This is a genomic window from Aestuariibaculum marinum (genome assembly GCF_014596975.1).
In the GTDB taxonomy this organism is placed as follows: Bacteria; Bacteroidota; Bacteroidia; order Flavobacteriales; family Flavobacteriaceae; genus Aestuariibaculum; species Aestuariibaculum marinum.
Genome location: NZ_JACVXD010000011.1, coordinates 91,090 through 105,273 on the forward strand (window position 1 = coordinate 91,090; position 14,184 = coordinate 105,273).

13 protein-coding genes are annotated in these 14,184 nt (G+C 38.1%); 10 read left to right on the top strand and 3 right to left on the bottom strand.

From position 1 onward, the window contains the following. Positions 1–693: 693 nt before the first annotated feature. Positions 694–1,392, bottom strand: a complete 699-nt coding sequence (locus ICJ85_RS14475; protein ID WP_188224517.1) for a peptidylprolyl isomerase — start codon at positions 1,390–1,392, stop codon at positions 694–696. 5 nt (positions 1,393–1,397) lie between these two features. On the opposite strand from ICJ85_RS14475, the gene ICJ85_RS14480 reads away from it, so the two are divergent. The 10 genes from ICJ85_RS14480 (at position 1,398) to ICJ85_RS14525 (ending at position 12,724) form a co-directional block, all read left to right on the top strand. After that, on the top strand, positions 1,398–2,045 hold the full coding sequence (locus ICJ85_RS14480) for an NUDIX hydrolase (protein WP_188224518.1): 648 nt from the start codon (positions 1,398–1,400) through the stop codon (positions 2,043–2,045). A gap of 52 nt (positions 2,046–2,097) precedes the next feature. Continuing rightward, positions 2,098–2,895, top strand: coding sequence for a lysophospholipid acyltransferase family protein (locus tag ICJ85_RS14485; RefSeq protein ID WP_188224531.1), 798 nt, complete (start codon positions 2,098–2,100; stop codon positions 2,893–2,895). A 39-nt stretch (positions 2,896–2,934) separates the two neighbouring features. Continuing rightward, entirely contained in the window at positions 2,935–5,046 is a 2,112-nt protein-coding gene (gene recQ, locus ICJ85_RS14490) for a DNA helicase RecQ (RefSeq protein WP_188224519.1), read from the top strand. A gap of 165 nt (positions 5,047–5,211) precedes the next feature. Then, on the top strand, positions 5,212–5,778 hold the full coding sequence (locus ICJ85_RS14495; RefSeq protein WP_188224520.1) for a pentapeptide repeat-containing protein: 567 nt from the start codon (positions 5,212–5,214) through the stop codon (positions 5,776–5,778). A gap of 6 nt (positions 5,779–5,784) precedes the next feature. Beyond that, positions 5,785–6,660: a helix-turn-helix domain-containing protein gene (locus ICJ85_RS14500; RefSeq protein WP_188224521.1), complete on the top strand. Its 876-nt coding sequence runs from the start codon at positions 5,785–5,787 to the stop codon at positions 6,658–6,660. Between the two features lie 86 nt (positions 6,661–6,746). Further along, positions 6,747–7,985, top strand: coding sequence for a multidrug effflux MFS transporter (locus tag ICJ85_RS14505; RefSeq protein WP_188224522.1), 1,239 nt, complete (start codon positions 6,747–6,749; stop codon positions 7,983–7,985). Between the two features lie 63 nt (positions 7,986–8,048). Then, positions 8,049–8,657 (top strand): hypothetical protein, encoded by a 609-nt coding sequence (locus tag ICJ85_RS14510; RefSeq protein ID WP_188224523.1) that lies wholly within the window; start codon positions 8,049–8,051, stop codon positions 8,655–8,657. Positions 8,658–8,729: 72 nt separating this feature from the next. Beyond that, on the top strand, positions 8,730–9,734 hold the full coding sequence (locus ICJ85_RS14515) for a glycoside hydrolase family 43 protein (RefSeq protein WP_188224524.1): 1,005 nt from the start codon (positions 8,730–8,732) through the stop codon (positions 9,732–9,734). Positions 9,735–9,816: 82 nt separating this feature from the next. Then, positions 9,817–12,144, top strand: coding sequence for a type IA DNA topoisomerase (locus tag ICJ85_RS14520; protein ID WP_188224525.1), 2,328 nt, complete (start codon positions 9,817–9,819; stop codon positions 12,142–12,144). A gap of 1 nt (position 12,145) precedes the next feature. Next, positions 12,146–12,724: a pseudouridine synthase gene (locus ICJ85_RS14525; RefSeq protein ID WP_188224526.1), complete on the top strand. Its 579-nt coding sequence runs from the start codon at positions 12,146–12,148 to the stop codon at positions 12,722–12,724. A 147-nt stretch (positions 12,725–12,871) separates the two neighbouring features. On the opposite strand, the gene ICJ85_RS14530 is transcribed toward ICJ85_RS14525, so the two are convergent. Both ICJ85_RS14530 and ICJ85_RS14535 read right to left on the bottom strand, forming a co-directional pair. Further along, on the bottom strand, positions 12,872–13,504 hold the full coding sequence (locus tag ICJ85_RS14530) for a hypothetical protein (RefSeq protein WP_188224527.1): 633 nt from the start codon (positions 13,502–13,504) through the stop codon (positions 12,872–12,874). A 3-nt stretch (positions 13,505–13,507) separates the two neighbouring features. After that, positions 13,508–14,002, bottom strand: a complete 495-nt coding sequence (locus ICJ85_RS14535; RefSeq protein WP_188224528.1) for an RNA polymerase sigma factor — start codon at positions 14,000–14,002, stop codon at positions 13,508–13,510. Positions 14,003–14,184 lie beyond the last annotated feature (182 nt).

The following is a 14,184-nucleotide window of genomic DNA, read 5'->3' on the forward strand; positions in this document are numbered from 1 at the left end:
GTTTAAAGTATACTTTGAACGAAAGTAGCAAGCGTAGCTTAACCAAAAAATCAAGTCAAAAACTAGGAAATTGCTAACGCATCATTCGTTCCCAGCATTACATGCTTGAAGCTGTGCTTCGCAGTTCCATGCCTTCACTCATTATTTCTGATTTTTGACGGGAAATGGCTTTGTCACCCTGAACTGGTTTAGTTATGCTGAATCTTCGATTTCAGGGTCTAAACAAGATATAGTAGAGATGCTGAAACGAGTTCAGCATGACAGTATTTGAAGTCTAGTGGTCTGTCCTGAGCGGAGTCGAAGGGTTTGTTACTTTTTTCGGCGATGAAATCGACGGAGGAGATTCATGAACTCTTTAAATTAAAATATAAAATAGTGAACTAAAAAAAGTAAGAGTAATAGGAGGTTTATACCTTCATTTTGATGGGAAATGACTTTGTCACTCTGAACTGGTTTAGTTACGCTGAATCTTCGATTTCAGGGTCTAAACAAGGTGTAGTTGCGATGCTGAAACGAGTTCAGCATGACAGTTGTGAGAGTTCAGGAGTTTATTATTGACTACGTCGAATCTTCGATTTCCTGCGCAGGCAGGAATATATCAAGGAGTACGTATAATGGATGCCTCCTTCCGCAGGCATGATAGTTAACACTTCCTGCATCCGTCACCCGTCTTCGGTCACCCGTCAACAAAGCTTATTCTATAATCTCAACATTACGAATGTAGATGTTCTTCAAAGGCCAGTCGGCATCATCGGTGTCTACGGCAGCAATTTTGTCAATCACCTCCATGCCTTTAGTTACCCGACCAAAAATAGAGAAGTCACCATCTAGAAAGTGCGATCCGCCATGTTGCTGCACAATAAAAAACTCATATGGCGATGCCAGTTTATGCGGATTATCAATATCGCTACTCGGCATAGAAATCACCCCACGGTCGTGTTTAAAACCACGCTTGGTATCGGCAGGTAATAAATAGCGCCCTATATCAGCACGTTTATGGCCTATTTCTATATCGTCACTACCGCCGGCCTGTACCATAAAGTTGTCGATTACTCGGTAAAACTGGGTGTTGTTAAAGTATTTCTGTTTGGTTAAAAAGATAAAATTGGCACGGTGGTATTTGGTTTCTTCAAACAGTAAAATGTCAATATCTCCAAAGTCGGTAGAAATACGAACTTTATTTTCCTTGTTCTCTTCACCGTATTTTAAAAAGAACTCCATAGCATTCTTATCGGTTAACTTTGGGTACTTACGTTTTTCCGGTTCAACCTGATTGGATTTCTTGGCTACAGTTTCAGTCTTCGGTTCTTCGGTCTTATTTTTTTGTTTAGATTGTTTATCTTCACAATTCAGAAATAAACAGGAAAGACATAAAAACAAGATAAAGCGCATAGTGTATGAATTTTGATGAATTTTTATTAGTTGCTTCAAAAATAAAAAATATACCACTACCAGCCGAATCTGCGCAGTTTAAAATGGTTCCTACGTTTCGTCGTGAAGAATTACGTCTGGAACGAGAGGCTGTAAAACAGGCACGGCAGGCGGGCGTTATGGCTTTGTTTTACCCCGATAGATCGTATACCACGCATATTATATTAATCTTACGGAAGACGTACAAAGGGGTGCATTCGGCACAGGTAGGCTTTCCCGGCGGGAAGCTGGAAGACGACGATCCATCTATTGAAGCAGCTGCCGTTCGTGAAACTTTTGAAGAGGTAGGGGTGCCACAACACAGTATTAATGTGTTGCGCCAGTTAACCGAAGTGTATATTCCGCCAAGCAACTTTTATGTGTTTCCATTTATTGGGTTTTGTCATGAAACACCGCAGTTTATAAAACAGGATGAAGAAGTCGAGGCACTTATTGAGGTGGCATTAAGTGATTTTCTGGACGATACCAATGTAATTGCTAAAACCGTACAAACGTCTTATAGTCCTGAAGTTGAGGTGCCTGCCTTTAAACTGAATGATTATGTGGTTTGGGGAGCTACTGCCATGATGCTCAGTGAAGTAAAAGACTTATTAAAATCGGCCATGGTAGTTTAATAGATTTATTACATTTGTAGCTGCTAACTAAATATATTTGAGGCACGATTTTATGGGGTTGTTTAAGAGAAATCCGTTTGGGCATATACTTATTATAAAGAAGTGGTTAATTCGTGTACTTGGTGCAATGACGCATCAGCGCTTTCGCGGATTTAACGAACTGCAAATTGAAGGTTCTGAAATTATTAAAAACCTGCCGGATAAAAACGTGCTGTTTATTTCTAATCATCAGACCTATTTCGCCGATGTGGTGGCAATGTTTCATGTGTTTAACGCGAGTTTAAGCGGTCGTGTCGATTCTATAAAAAATGTAGGCTATCTTTGGAATCCGAAGCTGAATATCTATTATGTAGCGGCCAAAGAAACTATGAAAGCAGGTTTACTACCTAAGGTGTTAGCCTATGTAGGATCGGTAAGTATCGAGCGTACATGGCGATCGGAAGGTAAAGATGTAAACCGCCAGGTACGTATGAGTGATATTTCAAATATAGGAAAAGCTCTGGACGATGGTTGGGTCATTACCTTTCCGCAAGGAACCACCACGCCATTTAAGCCTATTCGTAAAGGAACAGCCCATATTATAAAACGTTATAAACCAGTAGTGGTGCCTATTGTTATTGATGGGTTCCGCCGTTCGTTCGATAAAAAAGGATTACGCATTAAAAAGAAGAACATTCTACAGTCGATGGAAATTAAAGCGCCGTTAGAGATTGATTACGATAACGAAACCACCGATGACATTGTAAAGAAAATTGAATATGCTATTGAACAGCATCCTTCGTTTTTAAAAGTAATCCCTCAAAAAGAATTAGAGGCTCAGGAAGAATTGAATAAACTTAGAGAGTGGTAGGCTAAGCTATTTCCAGAGGTCTCTTCACGACATAGCTACATGCAAATTACAAACCTTCAAAATCTGGTGGTATCGAACCTAAAACATTATTTTGGTTACGATAGTTTCCGTGCACAGCAAAAAGACATTGTAGAAACGGTATTAAACAAACAGGATTGTTTGGTGATTATGCCTACAGGTGGCGGAAAATCGATATGTTTCCAGTTGCCGGCATTGTCATTTCCGGGAGTCACACTGGTCATTTCACCATTAATAGCCCTGATGAAAGATCAGGTGGACGGCCTAAATGCCAATGGTATTAAAGCCTCGTTTTTTAACAGTAGCCAGAGTGCTGAAGAGCAGGAGGCCATTATGGGGCAGGTGGTCGATAAAAAGCTAAAATTGCTCTATGTTGCACCGGAAAGCTTAGCTGGTTTACAGAATATATTAAAGGAAACCTACATTAGCTGTGTGGCGATTGACGAGGCGCATTGCATCTCGTCGTGGGGTCATGACTTTCGTCCCAGTTACCAGCAGTTGGGCTTTTTAAAAGCCAGCTTACCCAATACGCCTTTTATTGCTTTAACCGCGACTGCCGATAAGGCGACACGCGACGATATCTTAAAGCAGCTGCAAATTGAGCACGCCAAACAGTTTATTTCGTCCTTCGATAGAACCAATATTTCACTGGAAGTGCGTCCTGCCGATAATCGGGTGTCACAGATTGTAAAGTTTATTAGAAAACGCCCCAATCAGTCAGGAATTGTGTACTGTTTAAGCCGAAAAGCCACCGAGCAACTGGCAGAGAAACTCGCTAACAACGGTATTAAAGCAAAGGCCTATCATGCAGGATTGAATTTTGATGAGCGTAGCAAAGTGCAGGAAGATTTTATTTTCGATAAAACACAAATTGTTTGTGCTACCGTTGCTTTTGGGATGGGAATCGATAAATCGAATGTGCGTTGGGTAGTGCATTACAACATGCCTAAAAATATAGAAGGTTACTATCAGGAAATTGGTCGTGCCGGACGTGACGGATTAAAATCGCATGCATTGTTATTTCACAGTTATGCCGATGTGATTCAGTTGCGAAATTTTGCTAACGGTACTTCTAATGAGGAAGTTCAGGTTGCTAAAATAGAACGCATGAAGCAGTTTGCTGAGGCGACCACCTGCCGTAGAAAAATATTATTGAGTTACTTCGGGGAGTTACTGGCTGAGAATTGCGGAAATTGTGATGTGTGTAAAAATCCGCCACAGTTTTTCGATGGAACTATCATAGCTCAAAAGGCGCTGTCTGCAATCTATCGCCTGAAAGAAACCGAAGCCGTTGGGATGGTAATTGACGTATTACGCGGCTCGCATAATGCAGCAGTGCTTGACAAAGGGTATACGCAGCTAAAAACCTTTGGTATAGGTAAAGATATCGCATGGAAAGATTGGCAGCATTATATTATTCAGTTGATTAATCAAGGGTTTTGTGAAATTGCCTTTCATAAGAATAACGCGTTACATCTCACTGAATTCTCTAAAAAAGTGCTGTTTGAAGGGCTTAAAGTATCCTTAACCAAACCGATAGAAGTTGCAGAAATAAAACCAGCAACCCGAGAGCGCAAAGTTGCCAAGCCCAAAGGTTCAGGTCTTTTTGAGCGTTTACGTCAGTTGCGTTATAAAATTGCTTTAGAAGAAAATATTCCGGCATATCTGGTATTTAGTGATGCGACATTAAAAGAGATTGAACGCGAGCGCCCGATGAGTGAAGACGACTTTTTAAGCATCAGTGGGGTTGGTAAACGTAAGCTTGAGGTATACGGTGATGAGTTTATTGCCGAGATTCTCGATTTTATGGGGTCGAAGCAAAAGAAACCTAAAAAGACCGATACGCATTTGGTAACCTACGACCTGTACAAGCAAGGATTGTCTGTTGAGGAGATATCGATAAAGCGTAAATTAAAAGCGCCAACCATTTATTCGCATATCGCCAAGTTATACAAAGACGGTAAAGCCATAAATATCTACGATTTTGTTACCAAAAGTGAAGTGGCTGCGGTAAAAAAAGCCTATAAAGAACTGGATGCGCCCAGTGCTTTAAAACCGTATTTCGATTACTTTAACGAGCAAATGGATTATTTTAAAATCCGTTTGGCCTTGAGTGTTATTGAAAAGGGGTAGGAGTAGGTTGTCATACTGAACTTGTTTCAGTATCTATTTAAAGTGATAGTAGTCATTTATTGCATTTCTTGTTATCTTCGAAAAACAAAATACCTGTCATGCTGAATTTATTTCAGCATCTCTAAATACCATGACTGGTCATCAACATAATTATAAAGTTAATCAATGCATATCACAGAGGATGAAGTTTTCGAAAAACAGGATTTTACAATAAACCGATTGCCAAAAGGTGATTACGATTACTGTAGGTTTATTAATTGTAATTTTTCGGAGAGTTTTATGTCTGAAATTAAGTTTCTGGAATGTGAGTTTATTGACTGCAATTTAAGTTCAGCAAATATCACCTATACCAGTTTTCAGGAAGTTCAATTTAAACGTTGTAAAATGCTCGGGTTGCATTTTGAGAACTGTAATACCTTTGGTTTGGAGATAAAAATAGAAGATTGTGTGTTGGATCATTCTTCTTTTTATCAGGTGGGGTTAAAAACAAGCCGAATCACCAACAGTAAATGCGTGCATGTCGATTTTACCGAGGCCGATTTAAGTGGGTTGGTGTTTAACGGTTGCGATTTTAAAGAGGCGACATTTCAAAATAGCAATTTAGAACATACCGATTTTAGAAAAGCAACAAATTATCGAATTCATCCTGAGCATAATAAGATGAAAGGCGCTAAATTTGCTTTGGAAGGCGTTTCTGGACTATTGGAGGCGTACCAAATAAAAATAGAATAACTCTCTATGAAGGTATTCGATACCATAGACGATCTACTTACCGAACTCCATGTGACCAAAAAAAGCGTGTCACCAGATTTCTTTATTCTAAAGTTTGACGATTTAGATTATGCACGAACAGTAGAGACTTTTCCGCATTACAAGAGGTTTTTCGAGATTGCGTTTTACGAGGAGAATAAGAATGAAGTGCAGGTAGGGCATACCAAGATGAATGATTTAAGTGACTCTATCATGTTCACGTCGCCTATGCAATCGCTTTCGGTAATTCGTAAGGAAAAACCGGTGGGTATCATTGTGTTTTTCAAAGCCAAGTTTTTTACGCCCAAACGTCACCAGTATGATATACAGCATGAGTTTCCATTTTTTAAACTAAATACCAAACCGTCGTTTAAAATTAGTAAAGAAGAAAAGCAGTATATCAAACAGCTGCTGGAAGCAATGCATCGTGAGTTTGAAAATAACGAAGCCCAATGTGTTGAGATTATTCAATCATATTTAAATATTCTATTGAATTATATGAAGCGCATTTTAAAAGGCGAATCGGGTAATGTGAAATTGAAGCGCTATGAAGAGCTTACCAATGCCTTTGAAGAGCTGTTGCTGGAGGAAACCGGGAAGTATAAAACGATAGCTGAATATGCTAGTTTGCTCAATATTACTCCTATTTATTTATCGGAATGTACTAAGCGGGCTAACGGTCGTTCGGCTAAACAGATTTTAACCAATTACCAAATGCTTCGTGCCAAATCTTTACTGGTACAAACCACAAAATCTATTGAAGAGATATCAATGATAATGGGGTTTGAAGAAGCGACCAACTTTATTAAATTCTTTAAAAATAATGAAGGCGTAACACCTTCAGTTTTTAGAAAACTACCTTAAAAAGTATCATTTTCACCTAATTTTGAATTGCTATTAAACTGGCATACCGAACTACCTTTGCATCTTCCGAAGGGAAAATATTGCACATGAAAAAGTTTAGAGTTAATAAGGGTAATAGTAAAATTATCATTTTGTTTTTGGCGGCATTGATAGCATTGTCGCCATTTGCAATTGATTCGTATCTATCGGCCATGCCGCTTATGGCGACATTTTTTGGAGTAGATATTAATGTGATAGAATTAACTATTACCTTATATTTTCTTGGGTTTTCTATAGGTAATTTTTTTGGAGGTCCGTTGTCGGATGCTTATGGACGTAAGCCTGTTGCTTTAACCGGAATTACACTTTACGGACTTTCAGCATTAGCTATACCATTCTGTTCTGCCATCGAGGGTGTTTTGGCGCTAAGAATCCTTCAGGCTTTTGGTGGTGGTTTTGCTACAGTTACAGCGAATCTGTTTATTCGTGATTGGTATAAAGGCGAAAAAGTTGCTAAACTGATTACGATCACAACCATGATTATGATGCTGGCACCGTTGTTTGCTCCAGTGTTTGGCTCGGTAATCATTCACTATAATGGGTGGCAAGGCGTCTTTTTATTTTTGTTTATCTGGGCGGTAATTCTGTTTACGCTATTTTATATGCTTATTCCGGAATCCAGAGAAGATAAGTTAATATCCAGACGGTTTAACACAAAAGAATTATTAGGAAAGTACAAAGTGTTTCTGTCCGATAGAAAATCGGTGATTATGCTTATGGCAATAAGTTTTCCGGTGTCCGGACTGTATATTTTTATCACGAGTTCGTCCTTTATTTATCTGGAATATTTTAAAGTCGATCAGGCACATTTCCCGTTAATTTTCGGCGCAACTATTTTATTAAACATCTTATTATCATTATTAAATACGTATCTGCTTAAATTCTATAAGCCTAAACGCTTATTGCACATTGGTTTATACATGCAGCTGTTGGCAGGGTTTCTACTGTTTTTAACCGTGCAGTCTGGAAATGTATCCTTCTGGAGTGTATTTGTGTTAATTGTATTTTATGTTGGTAGTTTAGGTCTGGTTTTTGGTAACGGAACAGCTTTGATTCTTAATATAAATCCCGAAGTTAGCGGTTCAGCCAATGCTACCTTAGGAATCTTCAGGTTTTTATTAGGTTTTGTTTCAGGAACCTTAATAGCGTTATTTCATTCTAAAGATTTAGTGCCTATCGGAGTTGCTATGTTCACTTGTAGCTTGATTGGAAATCTGTTCTTTTTCATGTCTAAAAAAGTGAAAAAAAGCAATCCTGAATTTGCTATAAATACTCCTGAGAAATAGATTTATAGATATTTGTAAATGAATTTGATTAAATTTAGGATAGTTTTCTAAATTAATCCATTCATGAAAAAAACACTTTTATTATTTGTCATTGTAGGTGTCTTGCATGCCTGTAAAAATAAGGTGGAACATCAGGTTACTGAACCTTTAGAACAGCCGGTTGAACAGGTTGATGTTAAAAAAGAAGCACCAAAAGAAATCTATGCATCCCAAAGTGTAAATGATGCTTTGGCAGAGCAAATAAAGGATTTTATTACTACCCAATATTTATCTGAAGGTGATTTGAATATTATTGATGCGTCACAACGAAAGTTTCAGCTTTATCAAATCGATTTGAATAACGACGGTAAAAATGAAGTCTTCGTTAATTTTATGACGTCTTATTTTTGTGGAACAGGGGGATGTACCATTCTGCTATTAAGCCCCGAATTAAAAACCATCACAAGGTTTACAGTAACCAGAACCCCATTATGGGTAGAGCCGTCCATGAAAAATGGTTGGAAGATTATTTTAACCAGATCTCTTGGAGAATTAAAAGAACTGACTTACGCAAACGGAACCTATCCGTCCAATCCATCAATGGTAGAAAAAGCACCTTATGATGCCGCCAGTGGTCATGCCGAAATCCTTTTTGATGATAATTTTAGTCCGCCGAAAACCTATAGTTTTTAAACTGGAATTAGGAAGTTTTAATAAAAAGTGTAAACTTAGCACTTATTATATTTGATTAAAACTAAACTAAATATGAAATTCTTTTCACCACTATTTTTATTAACCTGTCTACCTATATTTTCATTACAGTCTTTTGCACAGAATGAACAATTTAATAATCCAATAGCTGAAGAACGTGCCGACCCATGGGTGTTTAAAACCGATGACGGAACCTATTACCTAATTGCGACTGTGCCTGAGTACGATAAGATAGTTATTCGACAAGCCAAAACTATAAACGGATTAAAAGAAGCCGAAGAAAAAGTTGTTTGGACCAAGCATGAAACCGGAGTTATGGGGCATCATATCTGGGCGCCTGAATTACATAAAATTGATGATGTGTGGTATATTTATTTTGCCGCTGGTGAAGCTGAAAATATCTGGAATATCAGAATGTGGGCCTTATCAAATACGTCTAAAGACCCAATGCAAGGCACCTGGAAAGAAGAGGGTAAGGTGAAAGCCAAACAGGAGTCGTTTTCTTTAGATGCGACAACTTTTGAACATAAAGGTAAACGTTATATGATCTGGGCGCAGAATGTACGCGGTGGCAAACACGGTACAGGATTAGTGTTATCTGAAATGGAAAATCCAACCACATTGGTGGGACCAGAAGTAGTTATCACCGAGCCTGAATTTAGCTGGGAACGCATGAAATATAATGTTAACGAAGGGCCGGCAGTTATAAAGCACGACGGTAGAATTTTTGTAACCTATTCGGCGAGTGCTACCAATCAAAATTATTGTGTTGGTCTGTTGTGGATTGATGAAGATAAAGATCTTTTAGACCTTAAAAACTGGAATAAATCGCCAGGACCTGTGTTTTATACCAACGAAGATGTGAAGCGTTACGGGCCAGGGCATAATTCATTCACCACTTCAGAAGACGGTAAAGATTTAATTATGATTTATCACGCACGTGATTATAAGGAGATTAAAGGTCATGAACTATCAGATCCAAATCGTGCAACCAGAGCCAGAGTAGTAAAATGGACGCCAAGTGGTTTCCCTGATTTCATGCAGGCTATTGGTGATTAATTTCGTTAATAACTCCTGAAAAGTCTTTTTCAAAAACTACTTCAAAATTGCTATTTTGCGGACTCTTATTTAGTGAAACCAAATGAAAGTCTGTATAGCCGAGAAACCAAGTGTGGCGCGAGAAATAGCCACTGTTTTAGGAGCGAATACCAAACGCGATGGGTATTTCGAAGGGAATGGCTATGCAGTAACGTATACCTTTGGTCATTTATGTACTTTAAAAGAACCTAATGATTATAAGCCGTATTGGAAAAGCTGGGATTTGAATAATCTGCCCATGTTACCTGAAAAGTTTGAAACAAAAGTGGTAGCAAACTCAGGAATACAAAAGCAGTTTAAAATTGTTAAAAGCTTGTTCGAAAAAGCCGATGTGGTTATAAACTGCGGGGATGCCGGGCAGGAAGGAGAGCTTATTCAGCGTTGGGTAATGAATGAAGCGAATTACAAAGGTGAAGTGAAACGTCTTTGGATTTCTTCATTAACCACCGAAGCCATTAAAGAAGGCTTCGATAATTTAAAACCCTCTGAAAGCTACGATAACCTTTATTACGCGGGCTTTTCAAGAGCGATAGGCGACTGGTTACTAGGTATGAATGCAACGCGTTTGTACACTTTAAAACATGGCGGATACAAGCAGGTTTTATCTATTGGGCGTGTGCAAACCCCAACGTTGGCGATGGTGGTGAATCGTTTCAAGGAAATTGAAAACTTTAAGCCACAGCCGTATTGGGAATTACAAACCATGTATCGCGATACCTTGTTTAGTTGTGAGGAAGGACGCTTTTTAAAGAAGGAAGACGGGGAGGTTTTAGCCAATCGCGTTAAAGAAAGTGATTTCGAGATTGTTTCTATTGAAAAGAAAGACGGAAAGGAATATGCGCCAAAACTGTTTGATTTAACCGGCTTACAGGTGTATTGTAATAATAAATTTGGCTTTTCAGCTGAAGATACTTTAAAGATAGTTCAGAGTTTATACGAGCAAAAGGTTGTCACATACCCAAGGGTAGATACTACGTTTTTACCAAGCGATGTATACCCTAAAGTAGAAGGTATTCTTAGAAAATTAACGGATTATTCCACTTTAACGCAACCTTTATTAGGAAAGAAAATAAAGAAGTCCAGCAAAGTATTCAACGATAAGAAAGTTACCGATCACCATGCGATCATTCCCACGGGGATGCAATCACAATTGCCATATAATCAAAAACAGGTTTACGATATTATTGTGAAACGGTTTATAGCCGTGTTTTACGATGATTGTTTGGTAGCTAATACTTCGGTAATAGGTGAAGCCGATAAAGTGTCGTTTAAAACAACAGGAAAAGAAATACTAAAGAAAGGTTGGCGTGTGGTGTTTGAAAGTCCGGATAAGAAAGAAAAAGAATCCGGGATTCTACCAAGTTTTGAAAAAGGAGAAAAAGGACCTCATGAACCTTCATTTTTAGAAAAGGAAACCAAGCCGCCAAATCAATATACCGAAGCCTCTTTATTACGTGCTATGGAAACGGCAGGGAAGCAGGTGGATGATGAGGATCTAAGGGAGCTGATGAAGGAAAACGGTATTGGTCGTCCGTCAACGCGTGCCAATATTATTGAGACCTTATTCAAGCGTAAATACATCAAGCGAAATAAAAAACAGGTGTTGCCAACGGTTACTGGAATTCAGTTGATAGAAACCATTCAGAATGACTTATTAAAGTCAGCGGAATTAACCGGAAGTTGGGAAAAGCAACTGAAAGATATTGAAAAAGGCGAGTATAGTGCCGGTGCTTTTATAAAAAATATGAAGCGCATGGTTGATGCTTTGGTGTATGAGGTACGCAGTGAGACCAGAAGGGCTAATATTTCACATGCCGTAACAGTTAAAAAACGTGAGGCGAAAGCCGAACAAAAAAAGCAGGCCGGTATCCTTGCTGAAACTTGTCCGAAGTGTAAACAAGGCAACATTATAAAAGGGAAATCGGCATATGGCTGTAGTGCTTATAAGTCGGGATGTAACTTTGTGATGCCGTTTTCGTTTAGCGGTAAGAAAATCTCCGAAAAGCAATTTGTGCGATTACTTCAAAAGGGGTCGACAGTTAATTTAAAAGGTTTTCAAACCGATGCCGGTAAAGTAGAAGGATTAGTACGTTTTGATGATGACTTTAAATTGAAATTAGAACCCAAGAAAACGGGGAAGCCAAAAACTGTGGAAGTTAAGTCTTCGACCTCAGGTGACGCTAATTCCGATGAATTGAAATGCCCAAAATGTAAGCAAGGCACCATTATAAAAGGTAAAACTGCTTACGGATGCAGTGCTTATAAATCGGGATGTGACTTTGTAATGACGTTTGAGGCTGTGAAAGAAAAAATAAACGGACAAACACCAACCAAGGAATTGGTGTATAGTATACTAAGTGGAAATGTGTAATATGGAGCACAAGCACTTTATAATCTACAAACCTTTCGGCTTTTTAAGTCAGTTTTACAGTAACGATAGCAAACAACAAAAAAAGAATTTTCTAGGTAGTTTACATGATTTTCCTGAAGGAATTATGGCTATTGGTCGTTTGGATGAAAAATCGGAGGGCTTATTGTTATTGACAACGGATGGTAAAACCAGTGACTTTGTAAACAGTAAAAAGGTAGATAAGGAATACTATGCTTTGGTAGACGGAGCTATAACCGATGAAGCTGTTCAACAGATGGCTAATGGGGTAGAAATAGGCTTTAATGGAAAGAAGTACCAGACAAAGCCATGTAAAGTGTTTAAACTTGAAGAGGAGCCTGATTTACCAACCAGATCGAAAAAGATACGGGATGCGCGTCACGGACCAACCACCTGGATATCGGTTACCCTTAATGAAGGTAAGTTTAGGCAAGTACGTAAAATGACATCGGCTGTAGGTTTTCCAACATTGCGCTTGGTGCGTGTTCGAGTGGGGCACTTAAATTTAGGACAAATGCAGGTTGGAGAGGTTATACCAATAGATCTTTTAGAGGAGTTTTAATGTTTAATTTCATCATTCGCTATACGTGTTAGGGATTACTCATAAACGCTTATTGTTATAAGAAGGAAATCGTGAATACGAAAGTATTTGAAGCAAGCTACATATAGCGCGAAAAGCCCGACCCTTAGGGGAACGCCAGAAATACTATTAAATTTCTAATTTCTTTAATTCTCTGTAATTCTTATTGAGACGCTTAAGTAATAAACCATAAATAAGGCGGTAAAACAACCATAAAATCAGTATAAAAACTACGGTGAAAACAACCACAATCATAGAAGTAACCACCACTTGTTTGGTTGTGAAATGGGCAAACTTATCGGTGAGTTCGGGATCGTGGGTAAAGGCATAATAAAACCCAATAAGTAACGAAACTCCAGCGACAACCAAATTGTAAAGCACATAGTACTTAATTATTTTACGGGTTTTTATAATGCTTCTCATCAGGTTTTTAATACTGTCGGTAACAGAAATAGCTCTGTAGGCTTTATACAACAGGTAAATAAATAACAAGATGATGCCGTAACTAATAGTGGTGATAGTACCAAATACATATTCATTGGTGTATACCGAATCGAGTTTCGCTTTATAGCCTTCGGAAGCAAAATACGGGATGAAATTTATAACAATCCAAAAAGCAAGTTCGGCGATGCTAATGTAAAATAAGGTCTTGACAATAGAAGACGATTTTTTTTGCAGCATCGGGTAGATGTCTTTTGCAGATAGTTTATTGCGTTCAGACGGTTTGTTCCAGTCTTTTTTTAGTAAATCTAATTCATCCATAGCTTACGGATTTAATATGGTTTTTAGTTTGGTTTTAATTCGGTTCATTTTCACTCGTGCATTCACCTCGCTAATTCCTAAAGTTTCACTTATTTCTCGGTAGTCCTTGTCTTCTAAGTACAGAAATACAAGGGCTTTTTCTATATCGTTAAGTTGGTGTATAGCTTTGTATAAAATTTTTAATTGTTCCTCTTCGGTATTGTCATAAGCTTCAGATTTTATTTTAAAAGATACACCGTCAAAGTCTTGCGTTTTGACAGAGCGTTTCGATTTTCGGTACAGTGTAATAGCTGTATTCAGACTTACACGATACATCCAGGTACTAAATTTAGCATCACCTCTGAATTTTGGGTAAGCTTTCCAGAGTTGAATGGTTATTTCCTGAAATAAATCGTTATGTGCATCGTAATTATTAGTGTACAATCGGCAAACTTTATGTACAATATTTTGATGCTTCTCTAGCAATTCAACAAAACTATGTTCTAGTTCTTTTTTCAAATTAGTGGTTTAGTTATACTGTAAGTAGCTTAAAAATTTAAAACGTTACAAGGTTATAAAAATAATATTTTTGATAATATGAATAAAACATGGTTAGTCCGTTTAACTAAACCACTATGGACTTGAAGTCCATAGGTTTGTTACACGAGGGACTAAAGTCCCTCTTTCTTACTCTAATATGA

What these genes read in the sequence shown, in the direction of transcription:
- ICJ85_RS14495 (WP_188224520.1), top strand. Translation starts at nt 5,212, where the DNA reads ATGCATATCACAGAGGATGAAGTTTTCGAAAAACAGGATTTTACAATA.
- ICJ85_RS14475 (WP_188224517.1), bottom strand. Translation starts at nt 1,392, where the DNA reads ATGCGCTTTATCTTGTTTTTATGTCTTTCCTGTTTATTTCTGAATTGT.
- ICJ85_RS14480 (WP_188224518.1), top strand. Translation starts at nt 1,398, where the DNA reads ATGAATTTTGATGAATTTTTATTAGTTGCTTCAAAAATAAAAAATATA.
- ICJ85_RS14525 (WP_188224526.1), top strand. Translation starts at nt 12,146, where the DNA reads ATGGAGCACAAGCACTTTATAATCTACAAACCTTTCGGCTTTTTAAGT.
- ICJ85_RS14520 (WP_188224525.1), top strand. Translation starts at nt 9,817, where the DNA reads ATGAAAGTCTGTATAGCCGAGAAACCAAGTGTGGCGCGAGAAATAGCC.
- ICJ85_RS14515 (WP_188224524.1), top strand. Translation starts at nt 8,730, where the DNA reads ATGAAATTCTTTTCACCACTATTTTTATTAACCTGTCTACCTATATTT.
- ICJ85_RS14505 (WP_188224522.1), top strand. Translation starts at nt 6,747, where the DNA reads ATGAAAAAGTTTAGAGTTAATAAGGGTAATAGTAAAATTATCATTTTG.
- recQ (WP_188224519.1), top strand. Translation starts at nt 2,935, where the DNA reads ATGCAAATTACAAACCTTCAAAATCTGGTGGTATCGAACCTAAAACAT.
- ICJ85_RS14500 (WP_188224521.1), top strand. Translation starts at nt 5,785, where the DNA reads ATGAAGGTATTCGATACCATAGACGATCTACTTACCGAACTCCATGTG.
- ICJ85_RS14530 (WP_188224527.1), bottom strand. Translation starts at nt 13,504, where the DNA reads ATGGATGAATTAGATTTACTAAAAAAAGACTGGAACAAACCGTCTGAA.
- ICJ85_RS14485 (WP_188224531.1), top strand. Translation starts at nt 2,098, where the DNA reads ATGGGGTTGTTTAAGAGAAATCCGTTTGGGCATATACTTATTATAAAG.
- ICJ85_RS14510 (WP_188224523.1), top strand. Translation starts at nt 8,049, where the DNA reads ATGAAAAAAACACTTTTATTATTTGTCATTGTAGGTGTCTTGCATGCC.